Source organism: Brachybacterium sp. FME24 (assembly GCF_014897705.1).
Taxonomy (GTDB): domain Bacteria; phylum Actinomycetota; class Actinomycetes; order Actinomycetales; family Dermabacteraceae; genus Brachybacterium.
Genome location: NZ_JABUXV010000001.1, coordinates 348,581 through 371,756, shown reverse-complemented (window position 1 = coordinate 371,756; position 23,176 = coordinate 348,581). Strand labels below are relative to the sequence as shown.

Genomic DNA, 23,176 nt, shown 5'->3' with positions numbered 1-23,176 from the left:
CCCGGGCCCCGGTAGCGTGATGCACCATGTGGAGACTCCTGCGCGGCAAGAAGCGCCCTGACAGCACGGGCGACGACGCGGACCGTCGCGGTGACGCCCTGTCGGCCCTGGCGAGCGAGGTCCGGGCCTCCGCGAAAACCGTCGGAGAGACCGCGGACGACCAGCGCGAGAACTCCTCGCGGCGCCGCGACCGGGCGGGCGCGGGAGCGGACTCGGGCCCGTCGGATCCGGGCCGGGCCAAGGACGCACCGAGTTCCTACGACGTCGTCGTGGACCGCCACCTCGAGGAGGTCGGCGCCGGCATCGCCCCCGAGCAGGACGAGGACGACCTTCCCGCAGAACCCCGGGACCACCGTCCGCTCAGCCGAGAGGACCTCGTGGCCGATGCCCTGGACCGATGGGCGCAGCAGATCACCGGCGGCGTCGCCGCTCCCTCCTTCCTGACCCAGATCCGCGCCGGGGCGACCGTCCTGGAGCTGACCCATTCACACCCCTCGGGTCTCGCGCAGCTGCTCGCCGGGCGCGGCCCGACGCGGCTGTCCTCCCTGGTGCGCGAGGTCGGTGCGCTGGCGGATGCCCGCGCCCACGCCCGCACCATCCGTGAGATCGCCGAGCGCCACGCGGAGGAGGTGGGTCTGACCACCTGCCACCTCGGCATCGGCGAGGCCACCTGGTTCCCCGAGGACGGGTCCGCCCCGATCCACGCCCCGGTTCTGGTGCGCCCGATCACGCTGCGGCTGCGCGGCAATGCCCGAGAGGACGTCGATCTCGAGGTCGACACCATCGCCGACCTCAACCCGGTGCTGCTGCGCTCCCTGCGCGAGGCGGGGGTCGCCGTCGACGCCCGCGCGCTGCTGGCCACCACGGACGGTGCTCACGGCTTCGATCCCAATCCCGTGCTCGATGCGTTCCGTTCCCTCGGACAGCCGCTGCCGGGCTTCCGGATCACCCACGCCCTGGTCGTCGGCAACCTCATGGATGCGGCCGGCTCCGTCGCGGAGGATCTCGCGGCAGATCGTCCCGACTGGGTCTCCTCCCCGCTGGTCGCGGCGCTGGCGGGAGACGCCGAGGCCCGGGCCGTCGTGCGCAGCGACGAGCCCGAGCTCCCGGACGCCGTCCCCGAGGTCCCCGAGGACGAGCTGGTCTCCGCCGTGGATCCCGATCATCGCCAGGTGCTCGCCCGCGTGCTCGCCGGGCAGGACCTCGCCGTCGCCGCGCCACCCGGGACCTCCAGCCTCGACCTGGTCGTGGATCTCGCCGAGGAGCTCAACGCCCGCGGCCGCAGGGTCCTGATCGTCTCCCAGCGCCGACGCAACCTCTCCCGACTGGTCGCGACCGCGCAGCGCCGCGGTCTCGAGGAGCTCGTGTTCGATCTGTCCCCGGACCCGTCGCTGCAGCGAAACGCCTCCGCAGCCCTGCTGCGCAGTCTGCGCCGCGCCGGCACCCACGGGCTCGGCCCGGACGATTCCGCCCCCACCGAGCTGGCGGGCATGCGTGACATCCTCGTCGGCCACGTCGAGGCGATGCACCGGCTCCAGCAGCCGTGGGACGCGTCGGCGCACGACGCCATCTCCGCGCTCGCCGCCCTGACCCGACAGCGCCCGGCGCCGCGCACCCCCGTGCGACTCCGGGCCGACGTCGCCGCCCAGATGATCGGCGCGGACCGGGACCGATTCGCCGACGCCCTGCGCGAGGCCGCCGAGGTCGGCGTGCTGACCAGCGGACCGGAGGAGACCGCCTGGTACGGCGCGCCCATCAGCTCCGACACCCAGGCTGCTCGCGCCGAGGAGCTCGTCGATCAGCTGCGCGCGGAGACCCTGCCGCAGCTGCGCAGCGCCTACGAGGAAGCGGGCGGGAAGCTCGGTCTCGAGGAGCCCGTCACCCTCCATCAGCTCACCGAGCGGCTGGGGCTGCTGGATCGCGTGCGAGTTCTGCTCGCGACCTTCCAGTCGGCAGTGTTCGCGGCCCCGCTGGCCGATCTCGTGGCCGCGACGGCCGACAAATCCTGGCGCGTCGAACACGGTGTGACCATGGGATTCGGGGTGCGTCGCCGTCTTCGCAAGGACGCCGCATCTCTGCAGCGCCCCGCCTCGCTGTCCCCGGACCTGCACCGCGACCTCACCGAAGCGCGGCGGGTCGCCGGAGAGTGGCGGCGCGTGGCCGTCGGGCGCGATGGAGCCTCGACCGAAGTCAGGACCGCAGCCCCGTCATCGGCAGCGACCTCGTCATCGGCAGCGTCCTCGTCGCCGGCCAGCCCGGCCCTGCCCACGGACCTCGACCGGATCCACCGCACCGCCGAGCGCGCCCAGAAGATCCTCGACGAGCTCGCCGTGCTCCTGGACGGCACCCCGGCAGGCGCTGATCTCGCCCGCACCGACATCGACGAGCTGGAGCGGCGGGTCACCGCCCTGGCCGGCGACCGGACTGATCTGGAGACCCTGCCGCGTCGCACCGAACTGCTGCGCCGCCTCGCCTTCGACGGACTCGGCGAGCTGGTCGAGGACCTCCGTGCGCGTCGCGTCCCGCATGAGCAGGTCGATGCCGAGCTCGAGTTGTGCTGGTGGCGCAGCGTCCTCGAGCTGATCGCCGGGGCCGAGCCCACCATCTCCCAGTACGACGGCACCTCCTTGTCGGAGGTCGCCGAGCGCTTCCGCCGCCTGGATGCCGAGTACCTCGCCGGGGCCTCCACCCGGGTGCACGCCGCGGCCGACGAGACGCGCGTGAGCACCATGAAGTCCTACCCGGATACCTCCCGCGCTGCGATCGCGGAGCTCGCGAGGTCCTCGACCGTCTCGATCCGCGACCTGGCCGCGAAGTACGAGGACATCCTGTTCGCGGCGCGCCCCGCCTGGCTCGCCTCCCCGTACCTGGTGCCGCAGGTGATCCCACGCGGGCGCCACTTCGACGTGCTGATCGTGGCCGATGGAGGGCGCCTGCCCACTGCTGCCGCCCTGCCGTCGATCGCCCGCGCCGAGCAGACCGTGGTGGTCGGTGACCCGCTCGAGTACGGCGGTGACGCCGCCCCGAGCCTGCTCGACGACATGCTGCGGATCGCTCCGCACGTCGAGCTCCTGCGCGATACCCATCCGGCGACCGAAGGTCTGCGGACCTTCGCGCAGCGCCGTGCCCTGGCCGGAGAGGTCCTCTCGGTTCCCAGCCCCGTGGTCCCCGAGCAGGACCGCCTGGTCCTGGTCGAGAACGGCCGCGGGCCGGTCACCTCGGGCATGGAGTACGTCGAGAGCACCGAGCCCGAGCTGCGCCGCGTCACCGACCTGGTCATCGAGCACGCACGTACTCGCCCTGATCGCTCGCTGGCGGTGCTGACGTTCACGCAGGAGCACGCGCGCCGCCTCATGGAGCGGATCATGAACACGGTCTCCGTGATCCCGGCGCTGCGCGACTACTTCGATCCCGCCGCTCGCGAAGTGTTCATCGTCCTGCCGGCCGAGCAGGCCACGTCGATCATGCGCGACGACATCATCGTCTCCGTCGGATTCGGGAAGACACCGCACGATCGACTCCTGCACCGCTTCGGTCCGCTGTCCGAGGCGGGGGGTCGCAAGGCTCTGGCCACGGTCATCACGCGCGCCCGTGGCCGTACCACCGTGGTCTCCGCCCTCGATGTCCAGGACCTCGACCACGCGCGGCTGCGCAGTGACGGCGCCCGCGACCTGCGAGCCATGCTCTGGGTGCTGCGTGGTGGGCCCGATGTCCCGGTCGTCCCGCACGTCGCGGCCCTGACCGGGCGCGACGAGCCGATCGCTCCACCGGAGCCGGAGGCGCCGCGCCAGTCACCCGCCGCACCGAACCCAGGTGACGACGAGATCGACGGTGCTGCGACCGGAGCGAGCAGTGCGGCCACCGCGGCGCCGGTGCACTCTGCTGAGACGGACCTGTCCGACGAGGACATGGACGCCGCCATCGAGGCGGCCCTGGCGCGGAAGTCCGCCGGGTCGCCGGACAGTGCGGAGCCGGAAGCCGACGCAACCGGCGAGGATCCCGATGCGGATGCGGATGCGGATGCGGATGCCGGCGCGAAGCCGGCGGACGTCGATGCCGCCACCGGCACCGAGAGCGACGAGGGGGCTGCCGGCCTCGGGCCCGCCGACGAGACGCCGGAGGCGGAGGAGCCCGAGGTTCCCGTCGCTCCGCGCGAGCTCGAGACCGACGCGCTCGTCCGCGACCTCGCCGACCGGCTGTGGAGGCTCGGCCTGCTCGTCGAGAGCGACTTCGGACTGACATCCGATCGCATCGAACTGGCCCTCGGTCACCCGGACATGCCCGGTCGTCTGCTGCTCGCGGTGGACACCGACGGTGCCCGCTATGACGGCACGTCCAGCCAGCGCGAGCGCGATCGCCTGCGGGCCGAGCGCCTCGAGGCGGCGGGCTGGGCGACCGAACGGGTGTGGTCCTGGGCGCTGTTCATCGACCCGGACGGTGAGGCCGAGCGCATCCGCCGGGCCGTGGACCGGGCCCTGCGACTGGTGCAGACCGAGGAGCTCTCCGAGTCCCCGACCGGTGTGGGTACCGTCCGCCATCGCCTGCCGCGCCCGCAGATCCCCGCCGGCCACCAGCTCTCGTTCTACTCGAGCGAGGATTTCGACACGGTCGTGGAGTACATCTGCTCCGACGGTCGCGCGCGTCTCGAGGAGCACCTGGCCACCGAGGTGCGCAGCTACCTCGGCTTCGAGCAGCGCTCCGTGCTGCTGGACGTGTCCGTCTCCAGCGCGATCCGTCGCTACCAGGAACGTCAGTGAACGTGAAGCAGACCGGAGCGGGCGAAGTCGAGCCTGGCGGCGCAGCTGGTGCCGCGCGGGGGCGGGTCGTCATCTCCTCGGTGACGGGCAAGCCCATCGCGTGGGAGGAGCGCGAGAAGGCCGACGACCGGCTCGGGACGCGGGCACCGGAGCGCAGACCGATCCTCCCGGACCGCGTCCCCGAGGACGCCCCGGAACCGGGCGCCGACGAATCCAACGACGCCCGCATCGCCGGCGACGTGCCGCCCCATTGGGGCCGTGGCCGCTGACGCGGACGGAAGCTGGTGAGCACGACCACTGCGGCATGCCTCGTCCGTGGCCAGCTGGGTGCGGAACTCTAGGCTGGGGCCCATGACGGATGCTCCCTCCACGGCCACGCCACCGAATCCCCCCTCTGTTCCCGCGGCGGGAGGGACCTCTCCGACGAACCTGGGGGGAAATCTGCTGCGGGGGGCCCTGATCGGCGTCGTCGAGACCATCCCCGGCGTCAGCGGTGGCACCGTCGCCCTGGTCACCGGGATCTATGACGACCTGATCGATTCCGGTCACCACCTCACCGCAGCTGCGCGCCGACTGATCACCGGGCCGGAACGGCTCCGGGGCATGCGCGAGGAGCTCCGCGCCGTCTCCTGGACCCTGGTGATCCCCGTGGTGATCGGGATGGCGGCCGCAGTGCTCCTCCTGGCGGGACCCGTCTCCCGCCTCGTCGACACGTATCCGCAGGCGATGCGCGCCCTGTTCTTCGGACTGGTGGCCGGCTCCGTCCTGGTGCCGGTGCGCCTGTCCGGAGGGGGATGGAAGGTGCCGGAGTTCCTGCGCTTCGCCCTCGGCGTGTGCGCCGGGATCCTGTTCACCTCCCTGCCCACTGCCGCACTCGAGCCGAGCCCGTGGATCATCGCCCCGGCCGCTGCGATCGCCATCTGCGCCCTCGTGCTGCCCGGCGTCTCGGGATCGTTCATCCTGCTCAGCCTCGGGCTCTACCAGCCGACTCTGCAGGCCGTGGACGAACGGGATCTGCGCTACATCGCCTGGTTCGGTCTGTGGGCCTGCGTGGGCCTGGTCGTGATCGTCAAGCTCATGCGTCGCCTGCTGACCCGGCACCACCGCGCCACCATGGTGGTTCTCGCCGGTGTGATGATCGGTGCCCTGCGCAGCCTGTGGCCTTGGCAGGACGCGACCGGCACCCTGACGGCGCCGGGGGCCACCTGGCCGATCCTGCTGCTGATCGCTGTCCTCGGCGTGGCAGTCGTGCAGCTGCTGGTTCTCGTCGAATCCCGCAAGATCGCTCGCGCGGCCCGAAGCACGACCGTCTGAAAGCCGCCGCCGACCACTACCCTGGGACCATGACCGAGAGCGCCGCGACCCCACAGACCACCTCCACCGACGCACCGGGAACGGACCTCTCCGGGGTGCGGGTCGCGCTGATCGGCGCCGGGAACATGGGCGGCCCCGTCGCCCGGACCTTCCTGAGTGCAGGGGTGAGCGCGGAGAACCTGCGAATCGTGAACTCGACGCCGGCCAGCAGCGAACGGGCCGCCGCGGAATGGGGTGCCACCGCTGCCGCCTCGCGAGCGGAGGCGCTCGAGGGTGCCGGCGTGGTCGTCCTCGGCGTGAAGCCCTACCAGATCCTCGATCTGGCCTCGGAGATCCGGGAGGAACTGCCGGCCGGGGCGGTGGTGATCTCCCTGGCCGCGGGCACCACCCTGGCCGCGATCCAGCAGGCTCTGCCGGAGGGCCAGCCCGTCGAGCGGGCCATGCCCAACACGCCGATCTCGGTGGGGGAGGGCGCCGTCGGCCTGATGCGGGGCAGCGCCGTCGACGATCAGCAGCACGAGCTGGTCCACGCCCTGTTCTCCCGAGCCGGCGTCGCCGTGGACATCACCGAGGAGCAGGTGCATGCCTTTATCGGCGCGGCCGGCTCCCTCTCGGCCTTCGTGTTCGTGATCCTCGAGGCGATGAGCGATGAGGCCGTGCGTCTCGGCCTCACGCGGAACCTGGCCGACTCGCTCGTGCAGCAGACTGTGCGCGGCGCGGCCACCATGCTCCTGGAGAGCGGGATGCACGCCGCGGTCGCGAAGAACGGGGTCTCCAGCCCCGGAGGCACCACGGTCGAGGGCATCGCGGCGCTCGAGCGGGCCGGTGTGCGCTCCGGCGTCGCGGCGGCGATGGCCACGGCAGCAGGGAAATCCCGCGAGATGACCACCGACTGATTGCGTCTGGCGTGCATCGCCCCGTCTCCGGCACCCGTCCTCAGGGACGGTTGGAGAATTTCTCGATCAGGTGCGTGTGCCCGGAGACGATCACCAGATCGTGCGCGGCGACCATCGTCTCGGGCACCGCGTAGGTGAAGTCCTTGCCCGGTGACTTCACCCCCACTACGGTGACCCCGAACTTCGCGCGGATATCGGACTCCGCCAGCGTCATGCCCTGCACTTCGCGCGGTGGTCGCATCTTGACGATCGCGAAGCCGTCGTCGAACTCGATGAAGTCCATGAGGCGGCCGTTGACCAGGTGCGCGACGCGCTTGCCGGCGTCGGCCTCGGGGTAGACCACGTGATGCGAGCCGATGCGCTGAAGGATGCGCCCGTGCGCGGCGGAGATCGCCTTCGCCCAGATCACGGGCTTGCCCAGGTCCACCAGGTTCGCGGCGATGAGGACGCTGGACTCGATGGAGGTGCCCACCCCGACCACGGCGATCGAGAAGTCCCCGGCCCCCACCTGGTCGAGGACCTCGGGCTGGGTGGCGTCGGCCCGCACCACATGGGTGAGCTGGCCGGAGTACTTCTGGACCAGATCCTCCTGCTCATCGATCGCGAGCACCTGGGTACCCAGCTTCTCGAGGGTCAGGGCGATCGAGGCGCCGAAGCGGCCCAGACCGATCACCAGCACCCCATCATCGCGTGCGCCGCGTGCCATGTCTCCTCCTGAATCCCGACAGGTCCTGCGGGGATCCGCGAGCCGGGCGGGCACAGTCTACGAGTCGCTCAGGATCGGGTGGTCATGTTGTCCGGTCCGAGCTCTTCCCGGTCGCTCAGCCGACGATCGGGCGCTCCTGGGGGAACTGGATCATCCGGGTGCGCGAGCGCACCGCCAGTGCGGCGCCGAGGGTCATCGGGCCGAGCCGGCCGACGTACATGCAGGCGATGATCACCCATTTCGCCTCGGGCGGCAGGGCTTGGGTGATGCCCGTGGACAGTCCCACCGTGCCGAAAGCGGAGAGCACCTCGAACAGTGTCTGGTCCAGCGAGAAGGAGGTCATCCGCAGCAGCAGGAACGTCGCCAGGAAGACCACGGTCGCACTCATGACCAGCACCCCGATCGCCTGGCGGATGGTCTCGTGCGGGATCCGCCGGCCGAAGATCTCCACATCGGGATTGCCGCGCACCTCGGCCCAGATCGACAGCATCAGCAGTGCGAAGGTCGTCACCCGGATGCCGCCGCTGGTGGATCCCGAGCCACCGCCGATGAACATCAGCATGTCCGTCATCAGCCGCGATTCGGGCGTCATCATCCCGACGTCGAGCGTCGAGAAGCCGCCGGAGCGGGGCATCACCGCCGCGAAGCCTGCGGCCAGGATCTTCGTGTGGATCGGCTCGTCACCGAGGGTCGCAGGATTGGTCCACTCCATGAGCAGGTAGCCGGCCCACGCGAGCATCAGCAGCAGGGCAGTCGTGGACAGCGTGAGCTTGGCGTGCAGGCTCCACTTCCGCGGGGTGCGCAGCTTCCGGACCACCACGAGGATCACGGGGAAACCGAGGGAGCCGACGAACACCGCCAGCGCGATCGGGATCGAGAAGAACGGGTCACCGAGGTACGGCTCGACACCACCCGCCTCCGGGATGAAACCTGCGTTGTTGAAGGCGCTGATCGCATAGAACAGACCCAGGAAGAGCGACTCCCGGACGTCATGGTCGGTGATGAACATGTACGGGGTCAGCGCCACGAACGTCGCCGCCTCGAAGGCGGTCGAGGTGATCAGGATGATGCGCAGGACCCCGCCGACCTCGGCGAGCCGCTCGGCCTTGGTCTCCTGGGCGGTGATCACCCGCTGTGCGAGCCCGAGCCGGTGCATCACCGACAGGCTCAGCAGGGACGCCAGCGTGAGCAGGCCCAGTCCGCCCATCTTCATCGCGATCATGATGACCGTGAGGCCGAACGTCGACCAGTGCGTACCGGTCTCGACCGTCACCAGGCCCGTCACGCAGATCGCGGAGACCGCGGTGAACAGAGCATCGACCAGCTGGGTGCGCTCACCCTCGACAGTCGCGGCCGGGAGGGAGAGCAATGCCGTGAACACGACGATCAGCAGGGTGAACACGCCGAGGGTGAGACGTGCGGGGGTCGCCTTGGTCAGGGCGGCCAGATGATCGCGCCAGCCGGTCCTCTTCGGCCGACCGTGCGGAGGCTGCACGTGACGCATCGCGGCCTTCGCCTGGCGTTCGGTCATCCCGATCCCTGCCTCGTCTCCCGGCGACCGGCGGTCGCGTCCGCGGCAGTCTACGACCGCCGACGCTCCGCTCGGGGCAGGTGGGCGGACACTGCGACGGCGCTCTGGGTACGCTTCGACCCATGCCCGCCGCTGCGCACTTCCCCGTTCCTGCTCCTTCGGTCCACGAACCGACCGCGGAAGTCAGCTGTGGATTCGTGTGGTCCGAGGACCTGTGCGAGTACGACTTCGGCCCGTACCACCCGATGTCCCCGGTGCGACTGACCCTCACCCGGGAGCTCGCCGGCAGCGCCGGGGTGCTGGACCGTCCCGGGGTCCGGACCATCGAACCTTTCGTCGCGAGCGACGAACAGCTCGCCAGGGTGCACGACGCGGACTACATCGACGCCGTGCGCCGGGCCTCCGGGCCGCGGGACGACGACGACGTCGACGAGCTGATCCGCTTCGGGATCGGCGGCGACGACGTGCCGTCGTTCCCCGGCATGCACACCGCCTCCGCCCGCGTCGCCGGCGGGTCCATCGCGGCGATCGACGCGATCCGCTCCGGCACTGTCGAGCGCGCCGTGAACATCGCCGGCGGCCTGCATCACGCCCGCCCCGCCAGCGCCTCCGGCTTCTGCGTGTACAACGACGCCGCGATCGCGATCCGCCATGCCCTCGACCAGGGGGAGGAGCGGGTCATGTACGTCGATGTCGACGTGCACCACGGCGACGGCGTCGAATTGGCGCTGTGGGACGAACCCCGCGCGATCACCCTCTCGGTCCACGAGACCGGGGAACGGCTGTTCCCCGGCACCGGTTTCGTCCAGGACACCGGTGGAGCCGATGCGCAGGGCTCGGCGATCAACGTGCCGCTCCCGCCGCGCACCAGCGCAGAGGGATGGGTGCGGGCCATCCGTGCCACCGTGCCCGCCCTGGTGCGCGCTGTGAAACCGACCCTGCTGGTCACCCAGCACGGCGCCGACACCCATCGCATGGATCCGCTCGCCGACTTCACCGTCACCCTCGAGGCGCACCGCGAAGTCATGATCATGCTGCGCGAGCTCGCCGACGAGGTGTGCGGCGGCCGCTGGCTGGCCCTCGGCGGCGGGGGATACGCGGTGATCGACGTGGTCCCTCGCTCCTGGGCCCAACTGCTCGCGGTCGCCAGCGGCGAGGCCATCGACCCGGCGACCGCACTGCCCGACTCGTTCCACGAGGCCGCCTCCCGCGCCCGCGGCGAGCACGGACTGTCCCCGGAGCCGGCGATCCGCACCTTCGGCGACGGTCGACCCCTGGTCGTGCGCGATTGGACCGGCGGTTTCGACCCCGAGGATGACCTCGACCGAGCGGTCCAGGCCGCCCGGCGCGTTGCCTTCCCCGAGTGGGGGCTGGACCCGTTCCTGGACTGAGCGCCGACGCGAGGCAGCCATCAGGGGGTCGTTCGGCTCCGCCGCTGCGACCAGTCCTGCAACAATGTCGCCCGTATGCCCGGGCTCCGGGGCATACGCCCAGACCTCCCAGGGGGACCTATGACGACCCGGACGACCACGGTGCTGGACACCTTCGCCGAGCATCTGCGCGACCTGGACCTCCCGTTGCCCGTCGACGGCGCCGACCAGGCCCGCGCCGAGGTCACCGCCGCCCTCTCCCAGCTCGGCGACCACGTCATCCCGCGCCTGCAGTCCCTCGACGCCCCGTTGCTCGTCGTGATCGGCGGCTCGACCGGCGCCGGCAAGTCCACACTGGTCAACGCGCTGGTCGGAGAGTTCGTCAGCCGCTCCGGTGCGATTCGCCCCACCACCCGTCGGCCGGTGCTGCTGCACCACCCCGCGGACGAGGCCTGGTTCACCGGCGCCCGCATCCTGCCGGGTCTCGCCCGGGTCCACGCCGGTGGCGAGGCAGATCCGGAGGCGCCCGGGGCCGGGGACACCACCGGTGACGTCGACCCCGCCACCAGTCTCGAACTGCACGCGGAGAACCGGATCCCGCAGGGGATCGCGCTGCTGGATGCGCCCGACATCGACTCGGTGGCCGTCGGCAACCGGGAGCTGGCCCGCCAACTGCTGCGTGCCGCGGATCTCTGGCTGTTCGTCACCACCGCGAACCGCTACGCCGACGCGGTGCCCTGGGAGGTGCTGCGTACGGCCGCCGAGCGGGACGTCACCGTCGACGTGGTCATGAACCGCATCCCCGAGCAGACCGGGGTCTCCGAGGAGCTCGCCGAGGATCTGCGCACGATGCTCGAGCGCAACGGCATCGAGGTCACCCGCCTGTTCCTCGTCCCCGAGACCGAGCTCGATGAACAGGGCATGCTGCCGCCCGCGGCCATCGCCGAACTCCAGCAGCACTTCACCCGCCTCGCTGCCGACGCCGACGGCCGCGGCCGCATCGCCCGTCGCACCCTCGCCGGCGCCGTCTCCGGCCTGGCCGGCTCGACCCGGCAGATCGCCGAGCACGCCCGCAGCCAGGACGCCGAACGAGAGCGGCTGCGCGAGGAGGCGTTGTCCGCCTTCTCGGGCTCGCGCACGCGCATCGACGAGGCCCTCGGAGACGGTTCCCTGCTGCGCGGCGAGGTCCTGACCCGCTGGCAGGACGTCGTCGGCACCGGCGAGTTCTTCCGCGGCGTCGAGAACCTCTTCACCCGGTTCCGTGACCGCGTGGGCCTGGCGCTGACCGGCAAGCCCGCCCCCTCGGTCGCCGCCGGGCAGGCATTGGGCACCGGTCTCGTGCACGTCGTGATCGATGAGACCGCGCGCGGTGCCGACCGGGCCGACGCCGCCTGGCGGGCCACCCCATCGGGCCGCTACCTCTCCGAGGGCCGGGACCTCTCCCGGATCCCCGACGGCTACAGCGAGGACGTCTCCGCTGCGATCCGCGCCTGGCAGGGCGACGTGCTCGAGCTCGTGCGCGCCGAGGGCTCCGACCGCCGCACCAAGGCCCGCCTCCTGTCCCTCGGGGTGAACGCCGTGGGCGTGGCCCTCATGGTCGTCGTCTTCGCCTCCACCGCCTTCATCCCCACCGGCCTCGAGGTCGGTGCCGGGGCGGCCACCGCGGTGGTCGGGCAGAAGCTGCTGGAGACAGTCTTCGGTGACGAGGCGGTGCGACGCCTGGCCCGCCTGGCCCGAGAACGCCTGACCGCCCGCCTCGATGCCCTCGTCGCCGAGCGCTCCGCACCGTTCCTCGAGCAGCTCGACGACGTGGGCGAGACCGGCTCCGGGGATCTCCTGGCGGCCGATGCCGATGCCCTCGACCAGCTCGCCCACGGGATCCGGGAGGATGCATGAGCCCCCTTCTGACACGACCTGGCCGCTCCGGTACGGGACCGGCACCGCTGGTCGAACGGCTCGACGCCCTCGACCGTGCCACCGACGCCCTGGACGGGATCGCCCCCGGCAGCGAGGTCGAGGCCGCTCGGGAGCTGCTCTCCCGCATCGATCGCCGCCGCGCGCTGTCTGCGGAGCACACCGTGATCGGCCTCTTCGGAGCCACCGGTTCGGGGAAGTCCTCGCTCGTCAACGCCCTCGTCGGCACCGACATCTCCCGAGCCGCGGTGCGCCGGCCCACCACCTCGGCGCCCGTCGCCGCGGTGCTCGGCGCCGCCGGCAGCGATGCGCTGCTGGATTGGCTCGAGGTCGAGGACCGTCACCACCTCGACGGCACCGGGGTCGGCTTGGAGACCGCAGCGGCCCCACAGAGGTCAGGGCGACGCGCCAAGCGCAAGGAGCCCGCGACCACCCCGGGCATCGTGCTGCTGGACCTGCCAGACCTCGACTCCGTGGAGGCCGGCAATCGAGCCATCGCCGAGCGCATGACGGGAATGGTCGATGTCCTCGTCTGGGTCACCGACCCGCAGAAGTACGCCGACGCCGTGCTCCACCAGGACTTCGTGCGGCCCTTCGCGGGCCACGACGCCGTGACCGTGCTGGTCCTGAATCAGCTCGATCGTCTCCGTGCGGCCGAGCGCGACGGCGTACTGGACTCGCTCGCGGGCATCGCCCGCGCCGACGGCCTCGACCAGGCGCCGGTGTTCGCGACCTCCGCCGCCAGCGGAGAGGGCGTCGACGAGCTGCGCGAGCACCTGATCTCCCTGGCCCACACCCGGGAGGCCGCCGCGTCCCGTCAGCGTGCCGACGTGCGCAGCGGCGCCGAGCGGCTGCGGGAGGCGGCGGATCCTACGGGTCTGCCCGCCGGGACCTCGGCTGCGGAGGTCGACACCCTCATCGAGGATCTCGCCACTGCCGCCCGCGTGGAACCGGTCGCCCAGGCCGTCGGCGCCTCCTACCGGTACCGGGCCGCAGGCCGCGTGGGATGGCCGCCGCTGCGGTGGCTTCGCCGAGCGCGCCCCGACCCGCTCGGGCGCCTGGGCATCGGGCGCGGACGCGATGGTGACGGCCTGGAGCGCACCTCCTTGCCCGAGCCCGACGCCCCCACCCGCGCCCGCGCTTCGGGCGGGGTGCGCCGGTTCGCCGACGCGGCGTCCGAGGGCGGCAGCGATCCATGGCGCGCCGCGGTGCGCGGCGCCGCCCAATCCCGGGAGGAGGAGCTGCCGGACGCCCTCGACCAAGCAGTCGCCGGAGCCGATCTGCGGGCCGGGAGCACCTCCTGGTGGTGGCCGGTGCTGGACGTGCTGCAGTGGCTCGCCATGCTCACCTGGGTGGTGGGTCTGGGCTGGCTGGTGCTGAACGCGGCGCTGGCCTTCCTCCAGATCCCTCCGCCACCGATGCCGATGCTCGAGGAGCTGTGGATCCCGATCCCGCTGCCCACGGCCCTGATGGTGCTCGGCATCGCCGCCGGAATCCTGATCGGTCTCGCGGGAGGCGTGATCGCGGCGCTCACGGCCTCCTGGCATCGCCGACGGGCGCAGAGGATCCTGCGTACCCGAGTAGCGGACGTGGCCCACAACCACGTGATCACCGACGTGGATGCGCAGCTCGCGCTGGCCGAGGAGACTGCGAGGGATCTCGCACTCGCGCAGGGGTAGACACACGGATCTGCTGTGTAGAATGGCTGGTCGACCGTGGCGTCGGATCCGCGCAGTACTTCTGTACGACCTCTGTGCAGTTTCCGCGGGCCGCGCATTCCTGAACCGCTGGACCATCCCGCAGGCGTTGGCCTGCAGAACAGAGGCAACCTATGGGTTCTGTCGTCAAGAAGCGACGCAAGCGCATGTCCAAGAAGAAGCACCGCAAGCAGCTTCGCAAGACGCGTCACCAGCGTCGCAACAAGAAGTGAGCACTGTGTGAGACGCAACGGCCCCCGCCATTCGGCGGGGGCCGTTGCGCGTTCGGGGCAGGCGGCGTCAGCGGGTGGTGACCACGGTGACGGCTGTGGGCGCCTCAGGCGCGGCCGGTGAGGCGGCGCCACCACGACCGCTTCGCCAGCGCGGCGCGCAGCTGCTGCGCATCCACGCGGTACTTCGCATGGACGGCGCCGTCCAGGATGATCACCGGCACGTCGTAGTCCCACTCCGCGCGCAGCGCCTCGTCGGTGTCGATATCGCGCACCTCGACCGAGGTGCCGGCCCGGTCGGCCTCGGCCCGGACCACCGGCAGGGCGTCCTCGCACAGATGGCAGCCCTCCCTGGTCAGGTACAGCACCCGGGCGTCCGGGTCGGTGGGGGACGGGATGCGTGTGGCGGTCATGAGGCGAACCCTATCGAGATCGGGGGCGGCATCGGGGAGCGGAGGCAGGGTGTCATCGCCGCGGCGGAGAGTCGACGACGACGGGCCGCCTGCGCTCGGCAGACGGCCCGTCGTGGTCCCGCGACGTCAAGGACGTCCTGCGGGCAGGAGGAGGTTCACGCAGCAGTCGGCGCCGTGAACTCTGCCTCGATGGAGATCTTGACCTCGTCGGCGACCAGCACGCCGCCGGCTTCGAGAGCGGCGTTCCAGGTCAGGCCGAACTCCTTGCGCGAGATCTTGGTCGCACCGGTGAAACCCGCACGGTAGGTGCCGAAGGGATCCGTCGCGGAGCCCTCGTAGGCGAAGTCGAGCTCGACGGGCTTGGTGACGTCGCGGATGGTCAGGTCGCCCACGAGGGTCTCGCCCTTGACCTCGGTGGAGACGAAGGTGATCTCCGGGAAGTTCTCGGTGTCGAAGAAGTCGCCGCTGCGCAGGTGGTTGTCGCGGTCGGAGTTGGAGGTGTTCACCGACGAGGTCATCAGCGTGGTCTCGAAGGAAAGGTTCTCGCCGCCCTCGCCGACGACCAGGGTGCCCTGGACATCGGTGAACTGGCCGCGGGCCTTGGAGATGCCGGCGTGACGAACGGTGAAGCTCGCTGAGGTGTGGCTGGCGTCGAGGGTCCAGGTGCCGGGGGTGAGGTCGCTCATGTGATGTCTCCTTGAGGTTGACTGGTTATGACGGTGATCGGGTCCGACCACCACCCATTGCTTGAAACATAAACTATACTCGGGGGCAATGCAACAGGCATGACCTCACCAGAAGGAGACAGTGATGCACACCATGGAGTCAAGAGATGAGGACCGCGCGTCCACCCCGGAGGAGCTCTGGTTGACGCACCGGGAGCAGACAGCCTGGCGCAGCTTCCTCTACGCGACCACGCTTCTGAACGACCGCCTCTCGGAGGCGCTGCAGGCCGATCCGACGATCGACCTGACGCTGGGCGAGTACGAGATCCTCGTACGCCTGTCCGAGTCGGAGGGGCATTTCCTGCGCATGTCGGAGCTCGCGGACCGCGTCGTGCACTCCCGCTCGCGCCTGACCCACACCATCTCCCGCATGGAGAAGCGCGGACTGGTGGAACGCGTGCGCTGTTCGGACGACGGCCGCGGCCGCCAGGCGCAGCTGACCGAGGCCGGGATGACGCTGCTCGAGAAGGCGGCGCCCACGCACGTGCGCTCCGTGCGGGAGCTGCTGCTGGACGTCGTCGGGCATGACGACTTCCTCGAGCTGGGCCGGATCCTGGGTCGCGCGGTCCCCGAGGACGCCCCGATCGGCATCGGGAGTCCGCCTCCTCACGTCGGACCCGATTCCCAGGGTTGATCCGGAGGTTGGATTGGTACCGTGAGGCGGCTCGGCCCCACCCGCGCCACTTGACCTACCTGTTCTGCTGATCTCCTGAGGGAGGAACGCGTACCCGTGACCACCACCACCGTCCACCTCGTCCGCCACGGCGAGGTGCACAACCCCGATCGCCTCCTCTACGGGCGCATGCCCGGTTACCGCCTCAGTGATCGCGGCGAGGAGATGGCGCAGCGGGTGGCCGGCCACCTGGCGGACTCCGACGTCGCGCTGGTGCGCTCCTCACCCCTGCTGCGCGCGCAGCAGACCGCAGCCCCCATCGCGGCGGCCCACGGTCTCGAGGTCACCACGGATCAGCGGATCATCGAATCGGGCAACCGCTTCGAGGGACAGCGCATGGGGCACGGAGACGCGAAGCTGACCGACCCGCGCAACTGGCGCTGGTTCCTGAACCCGCTGCGCCCCTCCTGGGGCGAGCCGTACCGCGACCAGGTCGCCCGCGTGATCTCGGCGGTGCACGACGCCCGTGCCGAGGCCGAGGGTCGCGAGGCGGTGCTGGTGCTCCATCAGCTTCCGATCTGGGTGACACGGCGCAGCGCCGAGGGCAAGCCCCTCGCGCATGATCCGCGCCGCCGCCAGTGCGGCCTGTGCTCGGTGACCAGCCTGCGCTTCGTCGGCCCCCATCTGTCCGACCTCAGCTACGCCGAACCCGCTGCAGAGCTCTACGCCGGGGCGGTCGACGCCACCGGAGGCAGGCTGACATGAGCGCCAAGTCCCTCCCGCCGCGACCCTCGCGCCGGGGCGTGATCGGCGCGGCAGGCGCTCTCGCCGCGACCGCGCTGCTCCCGGTCCTGTCAGGATGCGGATCCAGCACTGCTGACCGCTACGAATCCGGCTACGTCTCCGGCGACGGGGTGACCACAGAGATCCCGGCAGCCGAGCGCACGGATCCACTCGACATCTCCGGCACCACGTTCGACGACGAGGACTTCTCCTCGGGCGATCAGCACGGGGAGGTGCTCGTGGTCAACGTCTGGTACGCGTCCTGCCCGCCGTGCCGCACGGAGGCCCCGGACCTCCAGGCCATCCACGAGGACTACGCCGAGCAGGGGGTGGCCTTCGTCGGAGTCAACGTGCGCGATACCGCCGGTCCGGCCCGTGCCTTCGAGGAGACCTACGGGATCACCTACCCCTCGCTGCCCGACCCGGACGCCGAGATCATGTACGAGATGCGCGGCCAGGTCGCGCCCAACGCCGTGCCCTCCACGCTCGTGCTGGACCGGGAGGGCCGCGTCGCTGCACGCATCTCCGGCGCCGCCGACCCCTCGACGCTGCGCGCCATGATCGACACGGTCCTGGCCGAATGATCACCGCTGAGGTCGGAGCAGCCTTCCAGGCGACAGCGCTGTCCGGATCCCTCCTGCTCGCCGTCGCCGTCGCCGCCGCGGCCGGACTGGTCGCCTTCCTGTCGCCCTGCGTGCTGCCTGTCGTGCCCGGCTACCTCGGGTACGTCTCCGGACTCGCGGGACAGAGCGCCGTCACGGCAGGGGTCGGGGCCAAGAAGCCCTCGGGAGCGCGGCGCGGGAAGCCCGGCGCCGGGCGCATGCTCACCGGCAGCCTGCTGTTCGTCGCCGGTTTCGCGGTGGTGTTCATGGTGCTCGGCGGCTTCGCGGGAGCGCTCGGCCACCTCCTGCAGGAGTACAGCGTCTGGATCAATCGGGTCGCCGGCGCGATCGTGCTGCTCATGGGCCTGGTCTTCATGGGCGTCTTCCCGGGCCTGGGGGCGAACCGGCCGCTGACCAGCAAGCGCCCGGATGCCGGCCTGGCCGGTGCCCCGCTGATGGGTCTCATCTTCGGGCTCAGCTGGACCCCCTGCATCGGCCCCACCTACGCCGCGATCGTGGCGCTCTCGCTCGACGGCGGCGGCGACGGCGCGGCGATGCGCGGCGCCATCCTGGCCCTCGCGTACTCGCTCGGCCTCGGCATTCCCTTCGTGCTGTTCGCCCTGCTGTTCGAGCGGGCCCTGGGCATCAGCAAGAAGCTCTCTGCCCACCGTCGCACCATCGGGCTGCTCTCCGGTGCCCTCCTGATCGCGATCGGCGTGCTGCTCATGACCGGACTGTGGTCGGCCTGGATGAGCGAGCTGCAGGGGCTCATCGCGACCTACGAGCCGGTGGTGTGATGGGCACGGACGATGCCGACCGCACGAACCCCCCGGAAGAGACGGACAAGACCCTGAACAGCACACGCACGAGCGATTCCGAGTCGGGCCGGACCAGCGCCGCCGCCGACTCCTGGAGCAGCAAGCGGGACAAGGACGGGCCGCGGCCGGCCAAGGGCGGCGCGACGCCGCCGGCCCTCGGGCTGCGCGGCACCGGACGGTTCCTGTGGCGCCAGCTGACCAGCATGCAGACCGCTCTGATCCTGCTGATGCTCCTGGCGATCGCGGCCGTGCCGGGTTCGCTGTATCCGCAGCGCAGCGTGAACCCGGCTCTGACCGATCAGTTCCTCGAGGAGAATGGTCGCTGGGGCGAGATCCTCGACACCCTCGGATTCTTCGAGGTGTTCTCCTCGCCCTGGTTCTCCGCGATCTACCTGCTGCTGTTCATCTCGCTGATCGGGTGCATCATCCCGCGGCTGGGGGTGCACCTGCGTCAGCTGCGTGCCAAGCCCCCTCGCACGCCCTCGCGCCTGACCCGCTTCGCCGGGTACACCCGCCTCGAGCTGCCGGGGGCCGACGCCGATGCCCTGCTGGAGCGCGCGCAGCGCTCCCTGCGCCGCTCGCGGTACCGCACCGATCGTCGTGAGGAGACCGCGTCCCGATCCGTCAGCGCGGAGCGCGGACTGCTGCGCGAGACCGGCAACCTGCTCTTCCACATCTCCCTGGTCGGTGTTCTGATCTGCATCGCGGGGGGGCAGCTGACCAACTATCGCGGGCAGATCACGGTGGTCGAGGGCAATGGATTCTCCAATTCCCTGACCCAGTACGACTCCTTCGAGTCCGGTGCCTGGTTCGACGCGGCGGACCTCCCTCCCTTCCAGTTCACGCTGGAGGAGTTCCGCGCCGAGTACGTGCTCGAGGGCGCGGACGAGAGCCGGGTGGGACAGCCGCTGTCCTTCGAGGCCGATGTGGCCGTGACCACGCCGGGCCAGGAGCAGGACACCCGGACGCTGCAGGTCAACAAGCCCCTGCACGTCGACGGCGCGTCCATGTACCTGCTCGGCAACGGCTACGCCCCCGAGGTCACCGTGACCGACCCCGAGGGCAACGTCGTCGCCGAGGGCCCGGTCATCACGGTGCCGATGGGCGACGTCGGCTACACCTCCCAGCTGGTGATCAAGGCACCTGATGCGAGCCCGAAGCAGACCGCTGTGGTCGGCTTCTTCCTGCCCACCGGCGTGATCGACGAGCAGGGACCGCACTCGATCTACCCGGACCTGGTGGACCCGCAGCTCGCGCTCACCGTGCACCAGGGGGACCTCGGCCTCGACTCCGGAGTCCCGCAGAACGCCTACGAGGTCGACGTCTCCACGCTCGAGCCGATCACCGGCGAGGACGGCACTCCGGTGCTGGTCAGCCTGGCCCCCGGGCAGTTCTACGACCTTCCCGATGGCACCACGGTCAGCTTCGACGGCGTGCGACGCTACGCCGCCTTCGACGTGGCGCACGACCCGTTCGAGCGCTGGGTGCTGGTCAGTGCCCTGGTCGCCGTCGGCGGGCTCATCCTGTCGCTGTTCGTGCCGCGTCGGCGCCTCTGGGTGCGCGTGAGCGAGGACGATGGGAAGGGCGGGGGCGGCGGGCTCGTCGTCCTCGAAGTCGCCGGTCTCGCCCGCAGTGACGATCCGACCTTGACCGATGATGTGAAGACCCTGGCGGACAAGCTCGCCGCGTCGCAGGATGGGACCCGGCACTCCGACTCCGCGCCACCCGACGCGGCCCCCGATGACACCCACGAAGGAAGTGCACAGTGATTGACCAGCAGCTGGCGGAGATCTCGAATCTCGCCATCGTGGTGACGATCGTGCTGTACGTGCTCGCGCTGATCGGCTTCGCCGCCGACCTCGCCTCCACCTCGCAGCGACGCGGCGACGAGCGCCTCGCCGCCCGCGAGGAGCAGGAGCGGAAGGCAGCTCGCGCCACGCAGCCCGCGGTCCTCGCAGCGGCAGGCTCCGGAGGGACGACCTCCGCGACCGTCGACGGCGGGCCCGGCTCCTCGAGTGATGGCGTCGAGAGCACCGCCGGCGACGAGGCCCACAGCGGCACCGGCCCGGCCACCGGGGCGATGAGCGCGCAGACCTTCGCGTTCATCCTGTCCGGCGCCGCGACCATGCTGCACATCGTGGGCGTCGCGACCCGAGCGGCCGCTACCCAGCGCGTGCCGTGGGCGAACATGTACGAGTTCGCGACGACCAGCACCGCCGTGGTGATGGCGGCCTTCCTGATCTTCTCGATCAAGCGTGCCGAACTGCGTGCTCTGGGGACGTTCGTGGTGGGGCCCGTGCTGCTGGTCATGCTGCTCGCGCAGACGCTGTGGATCGTCCCGGCCGCCGCGCTGACCCCGAGCCTGCAGAACTCCCACTGGATCTACATCCACATCGCCATCGCGATCGTCGCGACCGCGCTGTCGATCCTCGGGGCCGTGGTCGCCACCATGCAGCTCCTGCAGGGTCGACATGAGCGGGCGATGGTGGAGAAGGCCGCGGCCGGCGAGGAGTACCCCGAGCATTGGGGTCGCTTCGGCCATGTCCTGGACCGCCTGCCCAGTTCCACGACGCTCGAGGGCCTGAGCTTCCGCATCCACTCCGTCGCGTTCGTGTGCTGGACCTTCACCCTGATCTTCGGGGCGATCTGGGCCCGCGAGGCCTGGGGCCGCTACTGGGGCTGGGACCCCAAGGAGGTGTGGACCTTCATCATCTGGGTGATCTACGCCGCCTACCTGCACGCCCGTGCGACCGGCGGCTTCCGCGGAAATCGCGCCGCAGGCCTTGCCCTGGCGGGCTTCGTGGCCGTGGTCTTCAACTACACGATCGTCAACACCATCATCAACGGCCTGCACTCGTACTCGGGTCTCTGAGTCCGATGCAGGTGACGCGGCCCCGGTCGGACGAGTGTCCGGTCGGGGCCGCGTCGTCTCTGCGCCTCGTCCGGAAGGCTGCTGGGTTCAGGAGCCGGTAGGGCCGCTCTTCGGCCCATCGGTGCCGCTCGTACCGTCGCCCTGGTCGCCCTGCGTGCGTTCGCGGCGCTCGCGACGGATGTCGTCATCGAGCTTGCGCAGGAAGTCGGGGTCCTCGTCGGGCGCGGTGGGCCCGCCGCGATGCGGCGGCTCGCCGCCGCCCCTGGTGGGCCGGTCCTTGCCGACCACGAGCCAGGTGATCGGACCGACCCAGGGCAGCAGCACGACCAGCGCGATCCACACCCATTTCGGGATCCCGCGGATCTTGTCGTCCTCGGTCTGCACGCAGTCGGCCAGCGCGAAGACCGTGAGGCCTATGGAAAGAACTGCAATGATGCCGCGTGCCATGGCCGAAGTGTAGTGAGTGCACCTGATCATCGGCCGGATCGGGAAGCACCCATGCGGGCGAACTACTCTGGGGCCATGCGAGAAATGGCCTTGTTCGCCGTCGTCCGGCTGGCCCTGTGGGCCGGGATCTGGTGGGTCCTGTCCCTGTTCGACATCGGGGTGATGCTGGCGGGCGTGCTGGCGGCGCTGCTCGCAATGCTGATCTCGATCCTCTTCTTGAGCCGATTCCGCGGCGCGGCCGCGCAACGGTGGAAGGCTGCCGACGATCGCCGCCGCGAGCGCAAGGCCGAGGACGTCGACGAGGACGCCGAGGCGGAGGACGCCGCTCTGGACGCCGAGGGTACGGACGCCGGCGCCAGCACCCACGACGCCGACGGCGCCCCCGACGTCGAGGACGACCTCACAGGCGGCTCCGGCACGGCGCGCGATGCGGTCACCAGCCCGGTCGAGCTCCCCGAGCTGCCCGCCGACGAGGCCGGGGAACCGGACGGGTCAGTGGAGCCGGCCGAGTCGGGCGCGCCGATCGACTCCGCAGCGTCCGATGGTCGTCCCCGCAGGACTCACACGCACAACCCGATGAGCAGCAGCAGCGAGTAGACCAGCTCGAGCCGGCCCGTCGCGCCGAGCACAGGGATCAACTCCCGGCCCAGGGCGCCGCCGAGCACGATGCGCACCGGGGAGATCGCCAGCGGCAGGGCCAGCAGCACCAGCACAACCGGCCACTGGACCACCATTACCGGCACCATGAGCACGAAGGGCATCAGCAAGGTCGCGGCGAACAGGGCACGGGTGCCGCGGTCCCCGAGCCGGACTGCGAGGGTGCGCTTGCCGGCGAGGGTATCGGTGGGGATGTCGCGCAGATTATTGGTCAGCATGATCGCCACTGCCAGCAGGCCGATCGCGATCGAGGCCAACAGCGCGACCCACCCGAAGCGCAGCGTGATCGCATAGGCGGTGCCGTTGACCGCGACCAGGCCGAAGAAGATGAACACGAACAGCTCGCCGAGCCCCAGGTAGCCGTAGGGCTTCTTGCCGCCCGTGTAGAACCAGGCCGCAGCGACGGCGGCCGCACCGATGAGCAGCGCCCACCAGATCTGCGCGAGCACGATCAGCACCACCCCGAACAGTGCGCCGGCGGCGAGGGCTCCGATCGCGGCGGTCTTCACGGTGCCGGGGGAGGCGGCGCGGGAGCCGGTGAGGCGGAATGGGCCGACGCGGTCGTCGTCGGTGCCACGGATCCCGTCGGAGTAGTCGTTGGCGTAGTTCACGCCGATCTGCAGGCTGAGGGCGACGGCGAGGGCGAGCAGCGCCCGCGGGATCACCAGGGGCCAGTCGACGCTGCCGTCCTGCGTGCCCAGTTGCCAGATCGCGGCGCCGGTGCCGGCGGCGACAGGGGCCAGGGCGGCGGGAAGAGTTCGGGGTCGGGCGCCCTGCACCCACTGCGACAGGCTGGCCATCGTGCTCCTCGTGAGGTCCTCGGGCCGCCCG

At 70.9% G+C, this 23,176-nt stretch carries 21 protein-coding genes; 15 read left to right on the top strand and 6 right to left on the bottom strand.

Annotated elements, in window-relative coordinates:
- The first annotated feature begins 26 nt into the window (after window positions 1–26).
- The 4 genes from INT51_RS01740 (at window position 27) to proC (ending at window position 6,967) form a co-directional block, all read left to right on the top strand.
- On the top strand, window positions 27–4,757 hold the full coding sequence (locus INT51_RS01740) for a hypothetical protein (RefSeq protein ID WP_193103460.1): 4,731 nt from the start codon (window positions 27–29) through the stop codon (window positions 4,755–4,757).
- Window positions 4,754–5,026, top strand: a complete 273-nt coding sequence (locus INT51_RS01735) for a hypothetical protein (protein WP_226831814.1) — start codon at window positions 4,754–4,756, stop codon at window positions 5,024–5,026. The genes INT51_RS01740 and INT51_RS01735 overlap by 4 nt, the downstream gene beginning before the upstream one ends.
- 82 nt (window positions 5,027–5,108) lie before the next feature.
- A complete protein-coding gene (locus INT51_RS01730) occupies window positions 5,109–6,071 on the top strand; it encodes a DUF368 domain-containing protein (RefSeq protein ID WP_193103459.1) in 963 nt (320 codons plus the stop codon).
- Window positions 6,072–6,100: 29 nt separating this feature from the next.
- A complete protein-coding gene (gene proC / locus INT51_RS01725; protein WP_193103458.1) occupies window positions 6,101–6,967 on the top strand; it encodes a pyrroline-5-carboxylate reductase in 867 nt (288 codons plus the stop codon).
- Window positions 6,968–7,007: 40 nt separating this feature from the next.
- Here the strand turns inward: proC and INT51_RS01720 are convergent, their stop codons facing one another.
- A complete protein-coding gene (locus INT51_RS01720) occupies window positions 7,008–7,673 on the bottom strand; it encodes a TrkA family potassium uptake protein (protein WP_193103457.1) in 666 nt (221 codons plus the stop codon).
- Between the two features lie 115 nt (window positions 7,674–7,788).
- Window positions 7,789–9,204, bottom strand: coding sequence for a TrkH family potassium uptake protein (locus INT51_RS01715; protein ID WP_193103456.1), 1,416 nt, complete (start codon window positions 9,202–9,204; stop codon window positions 7,789–7,791).
- A 122-nt stretch (window positions 9,205–9,326) separates the two neighbouring features.
- Here INT51_RS01715 and INT51_RS01710 point away from each other — a divergent pair, with 122 nt between their 5' ends.
- The 4 genes from INT51_RS01710 to INT51_RS01695 all read left to right on the top strand — a co-directional run bounded on the left by INT51_RS01710 (window position 9,327) and on the right by INT51_RS01695 (window position 14,418).
- Entirely contained in the window at window positions 9,327–10,595 is a 1,269-nt protein-coding gene (locus INT51_RS01710) for an acetoin utilization protein AcuC (protein WP_193103455.1), read from the top strand.
- 120 nt (window positions 10,596–10,715) lie between these two features.
- On the top strand, window positions 10,716–12,470 hold the full coding sequence (locus INT51_RS01705; protein ID WP_193103454.1) for a dynamin family protein: 1,755 nt from the start codon (window positions 10,716–10,718) through the stop codon (window positions 12,468–12,470).
- Window positions 12,467–14,167 (top strand): GTPase family protein, encoded by a 1,701-nt coding sequence (locus tag INT51_RS01700; protein WP_193103453.1) that lies wholly within the window; start codon window positions 12,467–12,469, stop codon window positions 14,165–14,167. The genes INT51_RS01705 and INT51_RS01700 overlap by 4 nt, the downstream gene beginning before the upstream one ends.
- A 152-nt stretch (window positions 14,168–14,319) precedes the next feature.
- Window positions 14,320–14,418, top strand: a complete 99-nt coding sequence (locus tag INT51_RS01695) for a 30S ribosomal protein bS22 (protein WP_074712200.1) — start codon at window positions 14,320–14,322, stop codon at window positions 14,416–14,418.
- A gap of 104 nt (window positions 14,419–14,522) precedes the next feature.
- Here the strand turns inward: INT51_RS01695 and INT51_RS01690 are convergent, their stop codons facing one another.
- Both INT51_RS01690 and INT51_RS01685 read right to left on the bottom strand, forming a co-directional pair.
- Window positions 14,523–14,828 carry a glutaredoxin family protein gene (locus tag INT51_RS01690; protein ID WP_193103452.1) on the bottom strand — a complete coding sequence of 102 codons (306 nt, stop codon included), beginning with the start codon at window positions 14,826–14,828 and terminating at the stop codon, window positions 14,523–14,525.
- A 155-nt stretch (window positions 14,829–14,983) separates the two neighbouring features.
- Complete coding sequence (locus tag INT51_RS01685; protein ID WP_193103451.1) at window positions 14,984–15,514, bottom strand: YceI family protein; 531 nt, start codon at window positions 15,512–15,514, stop codon at window positions 14,984–14,986.
- 124 nt (window positions 15,515–15,638) lie between these two features.
- Here INT51_RS01685 and INT51_RS01680 point away from each other — a divergent pair, with 124 nt between their 5' ends.
- From INT51_RS01680 to ccsB, 6 genes are all read left to right on the top strand, one after another.
- Window positions 15,639–16,187 (top strand): MarR family winged helix-turn-helix transcriptional regulator, encoded by a 549-nt coding sequence (locus INT51_RS01680; RefSeq protein ID WP_193103450.1) that lies wholly within the window; start codon window positions 15,639–15,641, stop codon window positions 16,185–16,187.
- A 96-nt stretch (window positions 16,188–16,283) separates the two neighbouring features.
- Entirely contained in the window at window positions 16,284–16,931 is a 648-nt protein-coding gene (locus tag INT51_RS01675; protein ID WP_193103449.1) for a histidine phosphatase family protein, read from the top strand.
- The gene (locus INT51_RS01670; protein WP_193103448.1) at window positions 16,928–17,533 is read left to right on the top strand and encodes a TlpA disulfide reductase family protein; all 606 of its coding nucleotides are present in this window, start codon (window positions 16,928–16,930) and stop codon (window positions 17,531–17,533) included. The genes INT51_RS01675 and INT51_RS01670 overlap by 4 nt, the downstream gene beginning before the upstream one ends.
- The gene (locus tag INT51_RS01665) at window positions 17,530–18,348 is read left to right on the top strand and encodes a cytochrome c biogenesis CcdA family protein (protein WP_193103447.1); all 819 of its coding nucleotides are present in this window, start codon (window positions 17,530–17,532) and stop codon (window positions 18,346–18,348) included. The genes INT51_RS01670 and INT51_RS01665 overlap by 4 nt, the downstream gene beginning before the upstream one ends.
- The gene (locus INT51_RS01660) at window positions 18,348–20,138 is read left to right on the top strand and encodes a cytochrome c biogenesis protein ResB (protein ID WP_193103446.1); all 1,791 of its coding nucleotides are present in this window, start codon (window positions 18,348–18,350) and stop codon (window positions 20,136–20,138) included. Before INT51_RS01665 ends, INT51_RS01660 begins: the two co-directional genes overlap by 1 nt.
- Window positions 20,135–21,241 carry a c-type cytochrome biogenesis protein CcsB gene (gene ccsB, locus INT51_RS01655; RefSeq protein ID WP_193103445.1) on the top strand — a complete coding sequence of 369 codons (1,107 nt, stop codon included), beginning with the start codon at window positions 20,135–20,137 and terminating at the stop codon, window positions 21,239–21,241. Before INT51_RS01660 ends, ccsB begins: the two co-directional genes overlap by 4 nt.
- Window positions 21,242–21,328: 87 nt before the next feature.
- On the opposite strand, the gene INT51_RS01650 is transcribed toward ccsB, so the two are convergent.
- Window positions 21,329–21,688 (bottom strand): PLD nuclease N-terminal domain-containing protein, encoded by a 360-nt coding sequence (locus INT51_RS01650; RefSeq protein ID WP_193103444.1) that lies wholly within the window; start codon window positions 21,686–21,688, stop codon window positions 21,329–21,331.
- A 75-nt stretch (window positions 21,689–21,763) separates the two neighbouring features.
- On the opposite strand from INT51_RS01650, the gene INT51_RS01645 reads away from it, so the two are divergent.
- Window positions 21,764–22,285, top strand: coding sequence for a DUF4229 domain-containing protein (locus INT51_RS01645; protein WP_193103443.1), 522 nt, complete (start codon window positions 21,764–21,766; stop codon window positions 22,283–22,285).
- On the opposite strand, the gene INT51_RS01640 is transcribed toward INT51_RS01645, so the two are convergent.
- Window positions 22,249–23,145: a 1,4-dihydroxy-2-naphthoate polyprenyltransferase gene (locus INT51_RS01640; protein WP_193103442.1), complete on the bottom strand. Its 897-nt coding sequence runs from the start codon at window positions 23,143–23,145 to the stop codon at window positions 22,249–22,251. The genes INT51_RS01645 and INT51_RS01640 overlap by 37 nt on opposite strands.
- Window positions 23,146–23,176: the final 31 nt, after the last annotated feature.